The organism is Polymorphospora sp. NPDC050346 (genome assembly GCF_040655695.1).
Taxonomy (GTDB): Bacteria; Actinomycetota; Actinomycetes; order Mycobacteriales; family Micromonosporaceae; genus Polymorphospora; species Polymorphospora lycopeni.
Map to the genome: position 1 here is coordinate 64,016 of NZ_JBFAKM010000024.1, position 15,745 is coordinate 79,760.

Here is a 15,745-nt window from a genome sequence, read left to right on the forward strand (position 1 = left end):
CGCGACCTGCGATGCGGTCATCTGCGAGCCCTGACGCGGGGAGCCGTTGGTTGCGTGACAAACTGACCACCGTGTTGCGTTGGCTGACAGCAGGTGAATCGCACGGTCCCGCCCTCGTGGCGGTCCTCGAAGGGGTACCCGCCGGGATCGAGGTGACGACCGCCGACATCGGGCACGAACTGGCCCGCCGCCGGCTCGGCTACGGCCGCGGCGCGCGGATGTCGTTCGAGCGCGACGAGATCGAGATCATCGGCGGCGTACGGCACGGGGTGACCCTCGGCAGTCCGGTCGCGATCAGGGTCGGCAACTCCGAGTGGCCCAAGTGGCAGACCGTGATGGCCGCCGACCCGGTCGACCCCGACGAGTTGGCCGGACAGGCCCGCAACGCCCCGCTGACCCGGCCGCGGCCCGGCCACGCCGACCTGGCCGGCATGCAGAAGTACGGGCACACCGACGCCCGGCCGATCCTCGAGCGGGCGAGCGCCCGGGAGACCGCGGCCCGGGTCGCCGTCGGCACGGTCGCCAAGGCACTGGTCCGCCAGGCTCTCGGCATCGAGATCGTCTCGCACGTGGTCGAGCTGGGATCGGTGGCCGCCAAGACCGGCCTGGTGCCCCGTTCCGAGGACGCCGAACGCGTCGACGCCGACCCGCTGCGCTGCCTCGACCCGGAGGCGAGCGCCCGGATGGTCGCCGAGGTCGACGCCGCCAAGAAGGACGCCGACACGCTCGGCGGGATCGTCGAGGTGCTGGCGTACGGGCTGCCACCGGGACTGGGCAGCCACGTCCAGTGGGACCGCAAGCTCGACGCCCGCCTGGCCACCGCGCTGATGTCGATCCAGGCGATCAAGGGCGTCGAGATCGGTGACGCGTGGACCCAGGCCCGCTCGCGCGGCTCGGTCGCCCACGACGAGATCATCCCGACGGCGAACGGCGTCCGGCGGGTCACCGACCGCGCCGGTGGCCTCGAAGGTGGGATCACCACCGGCGAGCCGTTGCGGGTCCGGGCCGCGATGAAGCCGATCTCCTCGCTCAACCGGGCACTGTCGACCATCGACGTGAGCACGGGCGAGCCGGCGACCGCCATCAACCAGCGCTCCGACGTGTGCGCGGTGCCGGCGGCGGCGGTCGTCGCCGAGGCGATGGTCGCCCTCGTGCTCGCCGAGGCGGCGACGGAGAAGTTCGGCGGCGACTCGGTCACCGAGATCCGCCGCAACCTCGCCGGCTACCTGGACCACCTGGTGATCCGCTAGTGGCGCCGGTCTGCGTGCTCGTCGGTGCGATGGGCGCCGGCAAGTCCACCGTCGGGGAGGCGCTCGCCGACGCGCTCGGGGTCGGATTCCGCGACACCGACGCCGACGTCGAGGCGACCGCCGGCAAGCCGATCCCGGAGATCTTCTTCGACGACGGCGAGGAGCACTTCCGGGCCCTCGAACACGCCGCGGTGATCGCGGCACTGGAGTCGTTCGACGGCGTACTGGCGCTCGGCGGCGGGGCGATCCTGGCCGAGAAGACCCGGGCGGCGCTGGCCGGCCACACCGTGGTCTTCCTGTCGGTGGGGCTGTCCGAGGCGGTGAAGCGGGTCGGGTTCGGTGCCGGCCGGCCGCTGCTCGCCGTCAACCCCCGGGCCACGCTGCGGCACCTGCTCGAGCAGCGGCTGCCGCTCTACACCGAGGTCGCCACCCTGACCGTTCCGACCGACGACCGGACGCCGGAGGACGTCGTCACCGAGATCCGCACCCACCTCCGCCGCTGACTGTCGCCTGTCCGACCCGACGTATCTTGGCCGGCCGCCGCCCGTCTGCCTTACGCACCCCCGATGCGTGAGGAGAAAAGCGATGCAGCCGAAGCAGCCCGCCCTGGACAAGCGGATCGTCACCGACGACGACGAGATGTTCAAAGGCCTGACCGACAGCGTCCTGCTCGCCGAGCAGACGAAGATGAAGACGCCGAAGGTCCTGAAGGCCCGCCTGGCCGACGACCACAAGAGGTTCGGGCTGCGCGACGTCCGGGTCAACGGCGAAGGCCGGAAGTTCGACGACTGGGCCCGCGTCGAGGTGCTCGACGCCGTCATCACCGCCAAGACCCTCACAGTGCGGTTCGAGGTGTGGTGCAACCCGAAGCACATGTGCGCGCCGCACGACCTGGTACCGGTCTACCTGGAGAGCGCGACCAACCAGTACGTGTTCATGATCGCGCTGCTGGAGCCGACCGTGGACGAGAACGTCTACACCGTCGAGTTCACGTACCCGGTCACGGACCTCGCCCGCGCGCTCGGCGTCGAGGTCGGACCGAAGACGCTGGAATCGCTCAAGCGGGACTACCCGGAACTCGGGATCACCGCCCACTGGCTCGCCGACACCAAGGGCCAGGGCAACGACCCCAACCACGCCAGCGGCGGCGTGCTCGAGAAGGGTGGTTCCGGCAAGATCATCCTGCGCGAGCGGACCACGGACGACCTCGAGACGTCCGAGTCCGTACGCAACAGCGAGTGGAACATGGCCGAGCGGCTCTCCAAGGGCCGGCGCCGGCCGGTCTACGACGCCTTCGCCGGCATCCTGGCCGACGGCAAGGAGATGGCGACCACGCTGGAGGCCGAGTCGGAATACCAGGTCGACGACAAGGAGACGATCACCGCGATCGTCGAGGGCCTCGACGGGCTGGCGGACCGGGTCAAGACCGCCGGGGAGCTGATCGAGGAGTCCAGGACGGCACCGAAGAAGGACGTCGAGGTCCCGAAGCGGCCCTACCAGCTCGTCTCGGTGGAGAAGAGCGTCAAGACCTACACCGACCACTACTTCGACCTGGTCGGCGGGGACACCGCGTACCCGCTGCTGGCCAACAACATCGTGCTGCGCCGCCGGATGGTCGGCACCGACCCGGTCGGCACCTACCTGGTCGCGGTCAAGGGCCGTACGGTCGACAAGGGCGGCGAACGCATCCGGCTCGCCGCGCAGATCAACCTGATCGAGTCGGCCATGGAGACGGAGGAGGGCATGGTGGCCCTCGGCCGGCTGCTGTGCGACGGGGAGAACATCGACAACGCGTTCGCCCGGGTCCTGCACGACGTACTGGCCGCCCGTGGACTCACCGCCCTGCTGAAGCAGGACTGGAAGGTGCGGCACGTCCTCACCGTCGTCTCGCAGCGGTGGAAGTACGGGATGAAGTTCGACGACGCCACCGTGATCGACTTCAGCGCCGACGTCGCCACCGGCACGCTTCCCGGTGCGGAGGCCGAGGCGGTCGTGTACAGCTTCGAGTTCGGCGTGGGGCACCCCGGCCTGACCGCCGGTGGTACGCCGACCGCCCTGTCGATGGCGAAGCGGATCGGCCATTGGGACGCGCGGGACGGCATCGCACCGACCCCGGAGGGCGCCAAGAAGTTCACGGCGTCGGCGCGGCCGATCACGCGCCCGTACCACGTACCCGCCGACCTGGACTCGCCCCGGCTGTTCCAGAAGGCGGACTTCACCAAGTACAAGACGCTGCGGGACGCGCTGATCGCGGAGGTGTTCAAGCTGGACCAGGGCAAGCTCGCCGTCGGCGGCAACAAGGCGTCCGTCCTGGCCCGCGAGCTCAAGCTGACCTGAGCGTCGACCCGGTGGCCGGCATCCGCGACCCGCGGGGTGCCGGCCCCCGGTCGCCGGGATCGTGGGGGCGGCTAGGGTCGGGGGCGATGGACGAGATGACGCGGATCACCGTCGGGGGCGAGCGGCCGTACGACGTACTCGTCGGGCGGGACCTGCTCGACGAGTTGCCGCCGCTGCTGGCCGGCGCCGACCAGGTCGCGATCCTGTACGCCCCGCCGCTGAAGGCGCACGCGGACGCGGTCGGGCGGCGGCTGGCCGCCGCCGGCCGGCGCCCCCTGCCGATCGAGGTGCCCGACGCCGAGGCGGGTAAGGACATCGGGGTCGCCGACCGGTGCTGGGAGGCGCTGGGCGCGGCCGGCTTCACCCGTACCGACGCGGTCGTCGGGATCGGCGGTGGCGCCGTCACCGACCTGGCCGGCTTCGTCGCCGCCTGCTGGCTGCGCGGGGTGCGCTGGATACCGGTCTCCACCAGCCTGCTCGGCATGGTTGACGCCGCCGTCGGCGGCAAGACCGGGATCAACACCGGGGCCGGCAAGAACCTGGTCGGCGCGTTCCACCCGCCGGCCGGGGTGCTGTGCGACCTCTCGCTGCTGTCCACCCTGCCCGCCGTCGACCTGGTCGCCGGGCTGGCCGAGGTGGTCAAGTGCGGATTCATCGCCGACCCGGCGATCCTCGACCTGGTCGAGGCCGACCCGGCCCGGGCCGCCGACCCGGACGGGCCGGTGGTGCGGGAGCTAATCGAGCGGGCGGTCCGGGTCAAGGCCGACGTGGTCGCCGGTGACCTGCGCGAGGCCGGCCGCCGGGAGATCCTCAACTACGGGCACACCCTCGCCCACGCGATCGAGAAGGTCGAGGGCTACCGGTGGCGGCACGGCCACGCCGTCGCGGTCGGCCTGGTCTACGCCGCCGAGCTGGGCCGCCTTGCCGGCCGGCTGGACGCGGCGACCGCCGACCGGCACCGGGCCACGCTGACCGCGCTCGGCCTGCCGACCGGCTATCCGGCCGACGCCTGGCCGGGGCTGCTGGCCGCGATGCGGGTCGACAAGAAGGCGCGCGGGTCGCGGCTGCGCTTCGTCGTACTCGACGGGCCGGCCCGGCCGTCCATCCTGGACGGTCCGGACGACGACCTGCTGCGGGCGGCCTACGCGGCGGTGGCGCGGTGAAGACGTACGTCCTCAACGGCCCCAACCTGGGCCGGCTCGGCACCCGCCAGGTCGACGTGTACGGCGTGACCAGCTACGCCGACCTGGTCGCGCTGTGCCGGGAGACCGGCCGCGAGGTGGGCGTCGACGTCGAGGTGCGGCAGACCGACGCCGAGCACGAGATGCTGGGCTGGCTGCACGCCGCCGCCGACGAGCAGGCCGCCGTGGTGCTCAACCCGGGCGCCTGGTCGCACTACTCGTACGCGGTCCGGGACGCCTGCGCGATGCTGCGCGGGCCCCTGATCGAGGTGCACATCTCCAACATCCACGCCCGGGAGCAGTTCCGGCACCACTCGGTGGTCTCGGCGGTGGCGACCGGGGTGATCTGCGGGCTCGGGGTCGACGGATACCGGCTGGCGCTGGCCCACGTCGCCCGGCTGGCCGCCGCCTCGGGGTGACCGGCCGGCCGGATCGCGCCGGTGCCGCGTAGCCGGTGCCCGCTACGACCGCGCGACCAGTAGACTTGTCAGGTCCTTCCGCAAGTCGAATCCTTCCGCAAGTCGAAGCACCCCGGCAGCACCGAATCGCCAGTACCAGAATCGCCAGCACCAAAATCATCAGCACCGAATCGTCAGCACTGAATCGTCGACACAGAATCAAGGCAGGCAATGGCTTCCACGAACGACCTCAAGAACGGCCTGGTCCTCAACCTCGATGGCGAGTTGTGGTCCGTCGTTGAGTTCCAGCACGTCAAGCCCGGCAAGGGTGGAGCGTTCGTGCGCACCACGCTGAAGAACGTGCTCTCCGGCAAGGTCGTCGACAAGACCTTCAACGCGGGCACCAAGGTCGAGACCGCCACGGTCGACAAGCGCACCATGCAATACCTCTACGCCGACGGCGACGACTACGTCTTCATGGACCTGGAGACCTACGACCAGATCCCGGTGCCCGGCGGCACGGTCGGCGAGGCGTCCAACTACCTGCTGCCCGAGGCGGAGGTCGTGGTCGCCACCCACGAGGGGGTGCCGCTCTACATCGAGCTGCCGACCAGCGTGGTTCTCGAGGTGACGTACACCGAGCCGGGCCTGCAGGGCGACCGGTCGACCGGCGGCAACAAGCCGGCGACGGTCGAGACCGGTGCGACGGTGCAGGTGCCGCTGTTCATCACCACCGGCGAGAAGATCAAGGTCGACACCCGCGACGGTCGTTACCTCGGCCGGGCCTGATGGCCGAGGGCCCCAAGACCCAGATGCCCGCGCGCCGCAAGGCGCGCAAGCGGGCCCTGGACGTGCTCTACGAGGCCGATCTGCGTGACCTGCCACCGGCACAGGTGCTGACGACCTACCTGGCCCGGCTGGACCGGCCGCTGCCGGAGCACATCGGCTACACCACCAGCCTGGTCGAGGGGGTGGCCGCCAACCTCGACCGGATCGACGAGTTGATCGCGAGCTACGCCGAGGGCTGGACCATCGACCGGATGCCGACCGTCGACCGCAACCTGGCCCGGATCGCGGTCCAGGAGATGCTCTACGTCGACGAGATCGACGACGCGGTGGCGATCACCGAGGCGGTCGAGTTGGCCAAGCAGATGTCGACCGACGACTCGCCGAGGTTCCTCAACGGCGTCCTCGGCCGGATCGCCGAATACGCGACCCGCTGACCCGGCCGCGCCGGGCGGCGGCGGCGCGCGAAGCAGATGCGAACGGCGACGGCTCCCGACCGGGAGCCGTCGCCGTTTCCGTTGCCCGAATGCGTCGAGGGGTCCCCGGCGGCGGCCGGGAACCCCTCGACGGGTGGTTCAGGAGGCGAAGAACGCCCGCGGGTCGGCGACGAGCACGCCGTGCTCGTTGAGCCGCTCGATCAGACCCGACGGCGACGAGTCGTAGACGATCGCGAGCGAACGCAGGTCGTCGGCGCGGATCGACAGCACCCGGCCGTTGTAGTCGCCCCGCTGCTGCTGGATGGCGCGGGCGTAGCGGGCGACGTAGGCGAGTTCCTCGGATGCCTCGTCGTAGAGCCGCTCGAGGTCGAGAACGATCTTGTTGGTGGGCTCGTGCCGGACCCCGCTGCCGTCCGGCAGCAGCTCCGACACGGGTACCCGGTAGAAGTCGGCGAGTTCGGCGAGCCGCGAGACGGTGACGGCGCGGTCGCCGCGCTCGTACGAACCGACGACGACGGCCTTCCAGCGCCCGTTCGACTTCTCCTCCACCCCCTGCAGGGACAGGCCCTGCTGCTGACGGATGGAGCGCAGGCGGGCTCCCAACGACTTGGCGTATTCAGAGGGCATACGGACACTCCCAGTGCTGGCCCGGGGTTTTCCCCAGCGATCGCTACGGAGCGTGACGGTACGGGGATTGCGACTAGTGGTCAAGTGGCGATTACCGAAAGCCTTCGCCGCGACGTACCCGAATCCGGCGGCGGAGCCGCCCGTCAGGGTGCCCCCGCCCAGGTGGGCGGCCTGGTCGCTGGTAACGTAGCGTCAGCCCTGCGCCGATCGGGATCCGTTCCGGCCGGAGCAGGTTCCGACATCCTTTAACGACCCGTCCCGTGAGGCGGGGAAGGAGGTCCGACGTGGCCTACCCGCAGGCTGCCCAGCCACCGGTGGCGTCGCCACCGTCCGTGAAGGTCATCCTGAACAGCGCCGACCTGCACCGCGTGGTCGACCGGATCGCCCACCAGATCCTGGAAAAGACCCAGGGGGCCGCCGGCACCGTCCTGCTCGGCATCCCGACCCGGGGTGTGCCGCTGGCCCACCGGCTGGCCGCCCGGATCCGCACCTTCGAGGGGCTCGACGTACCCGTCGGTGTGTTGGACATCACCCTCTACCGCGATGATCTTCGTCTCAAGGCGACCCGGGCCATCGGCCCGACCGAGGTGCCGCCGGGCGGCATCGACGGTCGCCGGGTCATCCTCGTCGACGACGTGCTCTTCTCCGGCCGCACCGTCCGGGCCGCGCTCGACGCGCTGGCCGACATCGGCCGGCCGCGCAGCGTGCAGCTGGCCGTCCTGGTCGACCGGGGGCACCGCGAGCTGCCGATCCGCGCCGACTACGTCGGCAAGAACATCCCGACCGCGCTCAGCGAGAGCGTCAAGGTCACCCTCGCCGAGTGCGACGGGGAGGACGAGGTAAGGCTCTTCGGGGGGAGTAGCCAGTGAGCGCGAGGAGTGCAGCGGAGCGCAGCCCCGCAGTCGCGAACGAAAGGCCGGCACAGCGATGATCAAGCACCTGCTGTCCGGTGCGGATCCGGACGCGACCACCGCGACCCTGATCCTGGACACCGCCGCCGAGATGGCCGCCCTGGCCGGCCGCGAGGTCAAGAAACTGCCGACGCTGCGTGGCCGGACCGTCGTCAACCTCTTCTACGAGGACTCCACCCGGACCCGGATCTCGTTCGAGGCGGCGGCCAAGCGCCTCTCCGCCGATGTGATCAACTTCTCGGCCAAGGGATCGAGCGTGTCGAAGGGCGAGAGCCTGAAGGACACCGCGCTCACCCTCCAGGCGATGGGCGCCGACGCGGTCGTGATCCGGCACCCCGCCTCCGGCGCGCCGCACCGGCTGGCCAACTGGATCGACGGCTCGGTCGTCAACGCCGGCGACGGCACCCACGAGCACCCGACCCAGGCGCTGCTCGACGCGTACACGATGCGGGCCCGGCTGGGCCGGCTCGCCGGCCTGCACGTCGCCGTCGTCGGCGACGTGCTGCACAGCCGGGTGGCCCGCTCCAACGTGCTGCTGCTGTCGACGCTGGGCGCCAAGGTCACCCTGGTCGGCCCGCCGACCCTGATCCCGGTGCACATCGGCACCGCGCTCGCCCCGGGCGTGGAGGTCTCGTACGACCTCGACGCCGTGCTGCCCACCGCCGACGTGGTGATGATGCTGCGGGTGCAGCGCGAGCGGATGGCCGACTCCTACTTCCCGTCGGCCCGCGAGTATGCCCGCCGCTACGGGCTGGACGGGCCGCGGATGTGCCGGCTGCCCGGGCACGCGATCGTCATGCACCCCGGACCGATGAACCGGGGCATGGAGATCGCGCCCGAGGTGGCCGACTCGCCGCGTTCCACGATCGTCGAACAGGTCGCCAACGGCGTGTCCGTACGGATGGCGGTCCTCTACCTACTGCTTGGGGGCAAGTGATGTCGTCGTACCTGATCCGGGGGGTCCGGGTGGTCGGTGCCGAGCCGACCGACCTGCTGGTGCGCGACGGCCTGGTGGTCGAGGCCGGCCGGGGGCTGGCCGCGACCGGCGCCGAGGTGCTCGAGGCGGACGGCCTGGTGGCCCTGCCGGGCCTGGTCGACCTGCACACCCACCTGCGTGAGCCGGGCCGCGAGGACGCCGAGACGGTCGAGACCGGTTCGCGGGCGGCGGCGCTCGGCGGCTACACCGCGGTCTGCGCGATGGCGAACACCTCGCCGGTCGCCGACACCGCCGGGGTGGTCGAGCAGGTGTGGCGGCTGGGCCGGGAGGCCGGGCTGGTCGACGTGCAGCCGATCGGCGCGGTCACGGTCGGGCTGGCCGGCGAGCGGCTGGCCGAACTCGGCGCGATGGCGACCAGCGCCGCGAACGTGCGGATCTTCTCCGACGACGGGCACTGCGTCGCCGACCCGCGCCTGATGCGCCGGGCGCTGGAGTACGTGAAGGCGTTCGACGGTGTCATCGCCCAGCACGCCGAGGAGCCCCGGCTGACCCAGGGCGCGCAGATGCACGAGGGCGAGGTCTCGACCCGGCTGGGCCTGACCGGCTGGCCGGCGGTGGCCGAGGAGGCGATCATCGCCCGGGACGTGCTGCTGGCCGAGCACGTCGGCAGCCGCCTGCACATCTGCCACGTCTCCACCGCCGGCAGCGTCGAGGTGCTGCGGCACGCCAAGGAGCGCGGGGTCCGGGTCACCGCCGAGGTCACCCCGCACCACCTGCTGCTGACCGACGAGCGGGCGGCGACGTACGACCCGGTCTTCAAGGTCAACCCCCCGTTGCGTACGGCGGACGACGTGGCGGCGCTGCGCGCCGCGCTCGCCGACGGGATCATCGACATCGTCGCCACCGACCACGCGCCGCACGCGGTGGAGGACAAGGAGTGCGAGTGGGGCTACGCCCGGCCCGGCATGGTCGGGCTGGAGACCGCGCTGTCGGTGGTGCTCGACGTGCTCGGTGAGCGCTGGGACCTGATCGCCGACCGGATGTCGCGCACGCCGGCCCGGATCGCCGGGCTGACCGAGCACGGGCACGACCCGGTGCCCGGTGCCCCGGCGACCTTCACCCTGGTCGACCCGAAGGCGCGGCGGACGGTCGACCCGATGGACTCGGCCAGCCGCAGCCGCAACAACCCGTACGCCGGCCTGGTGCTGCCCGGGCGGATCGTCGCGACGTTCCTGCGCGGCGTGCCGACGGTGCTGGACGGCAAGGCGGTCCGGTGAGCGTGCGTGACGACGAGAGGCAGATCCGAATGACCAGGCACAAGCCGGCGATCCTCGTGCTCGAGGACGGCCGGACCTTTCGCGGCGAGGCGTACGGCGCGGTGGGGGAGACGTTCGGCGAGGCGGTCTTCACCACCGGCATGACCGGCTACCAGGAGACGCTGACCGACCCGTCCTACCACCGGCAGGTGGTGGTGCAGACCGCCCCGCACATCGGCAACACCGGCGTCAACGACGAGGACGACGAGTCGGACCGGATCTGGGTGGCCGGCTACGTGGTGCGTGACCCGGCCCGGGTCGGCTCCAACTGGCGGTCGCGCGGCGAACTCGGCGACCGGCTGGCCGCCGAGGGCATCGTCGGGATCAGCGGGGTCGACACCCGGGCGCTGACCCGGCACCTGCGCGAGCGCGGCGCCATGCGGGTCGGCGTGTCCAGTGTGGACGACGATCCGGCGGCGGTGCTGGAGCGGGTCCGCCAGGCCCCGTCGATGGTCGGCGCCGACCTGTCCGCGCAGGTCACCACGCCGCGGGCGTACACGGTGGCCGCCCAGGGCGAGCACCGGTTCACCGTCGCCGCCCTCGACCTCGGCATCAAGCGCAACGTGCCGCGCCGGCTCGCCGAGCGCGGCGTCACCACCCACGTCCTGCCGGCCACCTCGACGATCGACGAGCTGCTGGCCACCGGCGCCGACGCGGTGTTCTTCTCGCCCGGCCCCGGCGACCCGGCGACCGCCGACCACGCGGTCGGTCTGGCCCGCGAGGTGCTGGGCCGGAAGGTGCCGCTGTTCGGCATCTGCTTCGGCAGCCAGATCCTCGGCCGGGCGCTCGGCTTCGGCACCTACAAGCTCGGGTACGGCCACCGCGGCATCAACCAGCCGGTGATGGACCGGGTCACCGGCAAGGTGGAGGTGACCAGCCACAACCACGGCTTCGCCGTCGACGCCCCGCTGGACGGTGTCGTGGAGACCGAGTTCGGCGGGGTCGAAGTCAGTCACGTGTGCCTCAACGACAACGTGGTCGAAGGGCTGCGGGCCAGGGACGTGCCCGCGTTCACCGTCCAATACCACCCGGAGGCGGCGGCCGGCCCGCACGACGCGGACCACCTGTTCGACCGCTTCGCGGAACTCATCGGAGACGGGAAGGCCGCCTGATGCCGAAACGGACCGACCTGCGCCACGTCATGGTGATCGGCTCCGGCCCGATCGTCATCGGGCAGGCCTGCGAATTCGACTACTCCGGCACCCAGGCGTGCCGGGTACTGCGCGCCGAGGGGCTGCGGGTCAGCCTGGTCAACTCCAACCCGGCGACGATCATGACCGACCCGGAGTTCGCCGACGCGACGTACGTCGAGCCGATCACGCCGGAGTTCGTCGAGCTGGTCATCGCCAAGGAGCGCCCGGACGCGCTGCTGCCGACCCTGGGCGGCCAGACCGCGCTGAACACCGCGGTCGCGCTGCACGAGGCCGGCGTCCTGGAGAAGTACGGCGTCGAGCTGATCGGCGCCGACATCGAGGCGATCCGGCGCGGCGAGGACCGCCAGCTGTTCAAGGAGATCGTCGCCAAGGCCGGCGGCGAGACCCCGCGCAGCCGGGTCTGCCACTCGATGGACGAGGTACGCGCCACCGTCGCCGACCTCGGCCTGCCGGTGGTCATCCGGCCCAGCTTCACCATGGGCGGCCTCGGCTCCGGCATGGCGCACACCGACGAGGACCTGGAGCGGATCGCCGGCGCCGGCCTGGCCGCCAGCCCGGTGCACGAGGTCCTCATCGAGGAGAGCGTGCTCGGCTGGAAGGAGTACGAGCTGGAGCTGATGCGCGACCGGCACGACAACGTGGTGGTCGTCTGCTCCATCGAGAACGTCGACCCGATGGGTGTGCACACCGGCGACAGCGTCACCGTCGCCCCGGCGATGACGCTGACCGACCGGGAATACCAGCGGCTGCGCGACGTCGGCATCGCGGTGCTGCGCGAGGTCGGTGTCGACACCGGCGGCTGCAACATCCAGTTCGCGATCAACCCGGTCGACGGCCGGCTGGTCGTCATCGAGATGAACCCGCGGGTGTCCCGCTCGTCGGCGCTGGCGTCGAAGGCGACCGGCTTCCCGATCGCCAAGATCGCGGCGAAGCTGGCGATCGGCTACACCCTCGACGAGATCCCGAACGACATCACCCTGAAGACCCCGGCCGCGTTCGAGCCGGCCCTCGACTACGTGGTCGTGAAGATCCCGCGGTTCGCGTTCGAGAAGTTCCCCGGCGCCGACCCCGAGCTGACCACCACGATGAAGTCGGTCGGCGAGGCGATGAGCCTGGGCCGCAACTTCGGCGAGGCGCTCAACAAGGCGATGCGGTCGATGGAGACCAAGGCGGCCGGCTTCTGGACCCAGCCCGACCCGGACGGCGCCACCCTCGAATCGACCCTCGCCGCGCTGGGCACCCCGCACGACGGGCGGCTCTACACCGTCGAGCGCGCGCTGCGGCTCGGCGGCACGATCGAGCAGGTCGCGCAGGCGTCCGGCGGCATCGACCCGTGGTTCCTCGACCAGATCGCCGCGCTCATCGAGCTGCGGGCCGAGATCGTCGAGGCCGCCGAACTCGACGGGTTCCTGCTGCGCCGGGCCAAGCGGGCCGGTCTGTCCGACCGTCAGGTCGCCGCGCTGCGCCCCGAGGTCGGCGGCGAGGACGCCGTCCGCGCGCTGCGGCACCGGCTCGGTGTACGGCCGGTCTACAAGACCGTCGACACCTGCGCCGCCGAGTTCGAGGCGACCACGCCCTACCACTACTCGACGTACGAGGGGTGGGGCGACGACGCGGAGACCGAGGTCGCCCCGTCGGCCCGGCCCAAGGTGCTGATCCTCGGCTCCGGCCCGAACCGGATCGGTCAGGGCATCGAGTTCGACTACTCCTGCGTGCACGCGGTCATGGCGCTGCGGTCGGCGCCGGCCGGTGGGTCCGACGGTGCCGGCGGCTTCGAGACCGTCATGGTCAACTGCAATCCGGAGACCGTGTCGACCGACTACGACACCGCCGACCGGCTCTACTTCGAGCCGCTGACCTTCGAGGACGTGCTCGAGGCGTGGCACGCCGAGGACGCCTCCGGCAGGGCGGCCGGCGGCCCCGGCGTCGTCGGGGTGATCGTGCAGCTCGGCGGCCAGACCCCGCTCGGCCTCGCCCAGCGGCTCAAGGACGCCGGGGTGCCGATCGTCGGCACCAGCCCGGAGTCGATCCACCTGGCCGAGGACCGGGGCGCGTTCGGCGACGTACTGGCCCGGGCCGGGCTGCGCGCCCCCGCGCACGGCACCGCCACCTCGTACGACGAGGCCAAGGCGATCGCCGACGAGATCGGCTACCCGGTCCTGGTCCGCCCGTCGTACGTGCTCGGCGGGCGCGGCATGGAGATCGTGTACGACGACGCGACGCTGCGGGACTACATCGGCCGGGCCACCGACATCTCGCCCGACCACCCGGTCCTCGTCGACCGGTTCCTCGACGACGCCATCGAGATCGACGTCGACGCGCTCTGCGACGCCACCGGCGAGGTGTTCCTCGGTGGGGTGATGGAGCACATCGAGGAGGCCGGCATCCACTCCGGCGACTCGGCGTGCGCCCTGCCGCCGATCACGCTCGCCGGCCCGCACCTGACCGCCGTGCGCCGCTACACCGAGGCGATCGCCCGCGGGGTCGGCGTACGCGGCCTGCTCAACGTCCAGTACGCGCTGAAGGACGACACCCTCTACGTACTGGAGGCGAACCCGCGCGCGTCGCGGACCGTGCCGTTCGTGTCGAAGGCGACCGCGGTCCCGCTGGCCAAGGCGGCGGCCCGGATCATGCTCGGCGCGACCATCGCCGAGTTGCGGGCCGAGAAGCTGCTGCCGCCGGACGGTGACGGCGGCAGCCCGCCGGCCGGCGCCCCGATCGCGGTCAAGGAGGCGGTGCTGCCGTTCAAGCGGTTCCGTACCCCGGCCGGCCGGGGTGTCGACTCGCTGCTCGGGCCGGAGATGAAGTCGACCGGTGAGGTGATGGGCGTCGACGTGTCGTTCGGGCACGCGTTCGCCAAGTCGCAGGCGGCCGCGTACGGCTCGCTGCCGACCCAGGGAACGATCTTCGTCTCGGTCGCCAACCGCGACAAGCGGGGCATGATCTTCCCGGTGAAGCGGCTGGCCGACCTCGGCTTCCGGATCGTGGCGACCAGCGGCACCGGCGAGGTGCTGCGCCGCTACGGCATCGACTGCGAGGTGATCCGCAAGCACTGGGAGGACGACGGGGCCGGCCCGGACGCGGTGTCGCTGATCGCCGCCGGCGAGGTCGACCTGGTGATCAACACCCCGCAGGGGGCGGGGGCCAGTGCCCGCACCGACGGCTACGGCATCCGCAGCGCCGCCGTCGCCTCCGACATTCCGTGCGTCACCACGGTGCCCGGCGCCGCCGCCGCCGTCATGGGCATCGAGGCGCTGATCCGCGGCGACATGGCGGTCCGCCCGCTCCAGCAACTGCACGCCACACTCCGGGCCGGCGAGTGATCTTCGAGCGGCTGGTCCGGCCGGCACTGTTCCGGCTCGGGGGCGGGGACGCGGAAACCGCCCACGAGTGGACCCTGCACCGGCTCGCCGGCCTGTCCCGCAACCGGGTGGCGCTGGCCGCGCTGCGCGCCCGGTACGCGGTGGCCGCGCCGCGCACCGTCTTCGGCGTACGGTTCCCGAACCCGGTCGGGCTGGCCGCCGGCATGGACAAGGACGGGGCGGCGCTGCCCGCCTGGCCGGCGCTCGGCTTCGGCTTCGTCGAGGTCGGCACGGTCACCGCGCACGCCCAGCCGGGCAACCCCCGGCCACGGCTGTTCCGGCTGCCGGACAGCGGCGCGGTGATCAACCGGATGGGCTTCAACAACGCCGGCGCGGCGGCGCTGGCCGCGCGGCTCGACGCGCTGCCCCGGCCGTTGGGCGTACCGCTGGGGATCTCGCTCGGCAAGTCCAAGGTCACCGAACTGGACGCGGCGGTCGACGACTACCTGACCTCGTACAAGGCGCTGCGCGAGCACGGCGACTACTTCGCGGTCAACGTCTCCTCGCCCAACACCCCCGGGCTGCGGGCGTTGCAGGACCGCGAACACCTCGACGCGCTGCTCGGGGCGCTGGCCGGCGACAAGCCGGTGCTGGTGAAGATCGCACCCGACCTGACCGAGCCGGCGGTCGCCGAGGTGATCCAGGTCTGCCTCGAGCGGGGCGCCGCCGGGATCATCGCCACGAACACGACGCTGCGCCGCGACGGGCTGGCGGCCGCCGACGCCGACCGCGCCGCCGAGACGGGCGGGCTGTCCGGGCGGCCGCTGACCGGCCGGGCCCGCGACGTGGTCGCCTTCGTGCACCGGGAGACCGGCGGAAAGCTGCCGGTGATCGGGGTCGGCGGCATCGTCGACCCGGACGCCGCGGCCCGGATGTTCGACGCCGGGGCGAGCCTCGTGCAGCTCTACACCGGCTTCATCTACGGCGGCCCGGGGCTGGTCCGCGCGGTGGCCCGCCGCAGTCGTGCGTCCCGGGCAGATCATGCGTCTCGGGCACCTCGTGCGGCTCGTGCGTCGATCAAGGAGAAGTCGCCCCTGGAAGGGGACATC

The 15,745-nt window shown here is 71.9% G+C and carries 13 protein-coding genes and 1 pseudogene; 13 read left to right on the forward strand and 1 reads right to left on the reverse strand.

Annotated features, from left to right (window positions below):
- Positions 1-71: 71 nt before the first annotated feature.
- The 7 genes from aroC (at position 72) to nusB (ending at position 6,389) form a co-directional block, all read left to right on the forward strand.
- Positions 72-1,250 carry a chorismate synthase gene (aroC, locus tag AB0I42_RS23520; protein ID WP_357540144.1) on the forward strand — a complete coding sequence of 393 codons (1,179 nt, stop codon included), beginning with the start codon at positions 72-74 and terminating at the stop codon, positions 1,248-1,250.
- Positions 1,250-1,753 carry a shikimate kinase gene (locus AB0I42_RS23525; RefSeq protein ID WP_357540020.1) on the forward strand — a complete coding sequence of 168 codons (504 nt, stop codon included), beginning with the start codon at positions 1,250-1,252 and terminating at the stop codon, positions 1,751-1,753. Before aroC ends, AB0I42_RS23525 begins: the two co-directional genes overlap by 1 nt.
- A gap of 82 nt (positions 1,754-1,835) precedes the next feature.
- Positions 1,836-3,587, forward strand: coding sequence for a hypothetical protein (locus AB0I42_RS23530; protein ID WP_357540022.1), 1,752 nt, complete (start codon positions 1,836-1,838; stop codon positions 3,585-3,587).
- Positions 3,588-3,673: 86 nt separating this feature from the next.
- A complete protein-coding gene (gene aroB / locus AB0I42_RS23535) occupies positions 3,674-4,750 on the forward strand; it encodes a 3-dehydroquinate synthase (protein ID WP_357540024.1) in 1,077 nt (358 codons plus the stop codon).
- Entirely contained in the window at positions 4,747-5,187 is a 441-nt protein-coding gene (aroQ, locus tag AB0I42_RS23540) for a type II 3-dehydroquinate dehydratase (RefSeq protein ID WP_357540027.1), read from the forward strand. The genes aroB and aroQ overlap by 4 nt, the downstream gene beginning before the upstream one ends.
- A gap of 210 nt (positions 5,188-5,397) precedes the next feature.
- Positions 5,398-5,955 (forward strand): elongation factor P, encoded by a 558-nt coding sequence (gene efp, locus AB0I42_RS23545; RefSeq protein ID WP_357540029.1) that lies wholly within the window; start codon positions 5,398-5,400, stop codon positions 5,953-5,955.
- A 23-nt stretch (positions 5,956-5,978) separates the two neighbouring features.
- Complete coding sequence (gene nusB, locus AB0I42_RS23550; protein ID WP_357540146.1) at positions 5,979-6,389, forward strand: transcription antitermination factor NusB; 411 nt, start codon at positions 5,979-5,981, stop codon at positions 6,387-6,389.
- 138 nt (positions 6,390-6,527) lie between these two features.
- Here the strand turns inward: nusB and AB0I42_RS23555 are convergent, their stop codons facing one another.
- A complete protein-coding gene (locus AB0I42_RS23555) occupies positions 6,528-7,016 on the reverse strand; it encodes a transcriptional regulator (protein ID WP_212817128.1) in 489 nt (162 codons plus the stop codon).
- A gap of 284 nt (positions 7,017-7,300) precedes the next feature.
- On the opposite strand from AB0I42_RS23555, the gene pyrR reads away from it, so the two are divergent.
- The 6 genes and pseudogenes from pyrR to AB0I42_RS23585 all read left to right on the forward strand — a co-directional run.
- Positions 7,301-7,885, forward strand: coding sequence for a bifunctional pyr operon transcriptional regulator/uracil phosphoribosyltransferase PyrR (gene pyrR, locus AB0I42_RS23560; protein ID WP_357540031.1), 585 nt, complete (start codon positions 7,301-7,303; stop codon positions 7,883-7,885).
- 58 nt (positions 7,886-7,943) lie between these two features.
- Positions 7,944-8,864: an aspartate carbamoyltransferase catalytic subunit gene (locus AB0I42_RS23565; RefSeq protein WP_357540033.1), complete on the forward strand. Its 921-nt coding sequence runs from the start codon at positions 7,944-7,946 to the stop codon at positions 8,862-8,864.
- Positions 8,864-10,141 carry a dihydroorotase gene (locus tag AB0I42_RS23570; RefSeq protein WP_357540035.1) on the forward strand — a complete coding sequence of 426 codons (1,278 nt, stop codon included), beginning with the start codon at positions 8,864-8,866 and terminating at the stop codon, positions 10,139-10,141. Before AB0I42_RS23565 ends, AB0I42_RS23570 begins: the two co-directional genes overlap by 1 nt.
- 29 nt (positions 10,142-10,170) lie before the next feature.
- Complete coding sequence (gene carA, locus AB0I42_RS23575; RefSeq protein WP_357540037.1) at positions 10,171-11,292, forward strand: glutamine-hydrolyzing carbamoyl-phosphate synthase small subunit; 1,122 nt, start codon at positions 10,171-10,173, stop codon at positions 11,290-11,292.
- On the forward strand, positions 11,292-14,657 hold the full coding sequence (carB, locus tag AB0I42_RS23580) for a carbamoyl-phosphate synthase large subunit (protein ID WP_357540039.1): 3,366 nt from the start codon (positions 11,292-11,294) through the stop codon (positions 14,655-14,657). The genes carA and carB overlap by 1 nt, the downstream gene beginning before the upstream one ends.
- A pseudogene (locus AB0I42_RS23585) lies at positions 14,654-15,661 on the forward strand (quinone-dependent dihydroorotate dehydrogenase); the annotation flags it as partial. The gene carB and the pseudogene AB0I42_RS23585, both read left to right, overlap by 4 nt.
- Positions 15,662-15,745 lie beyond the last annotated feature (84 nt).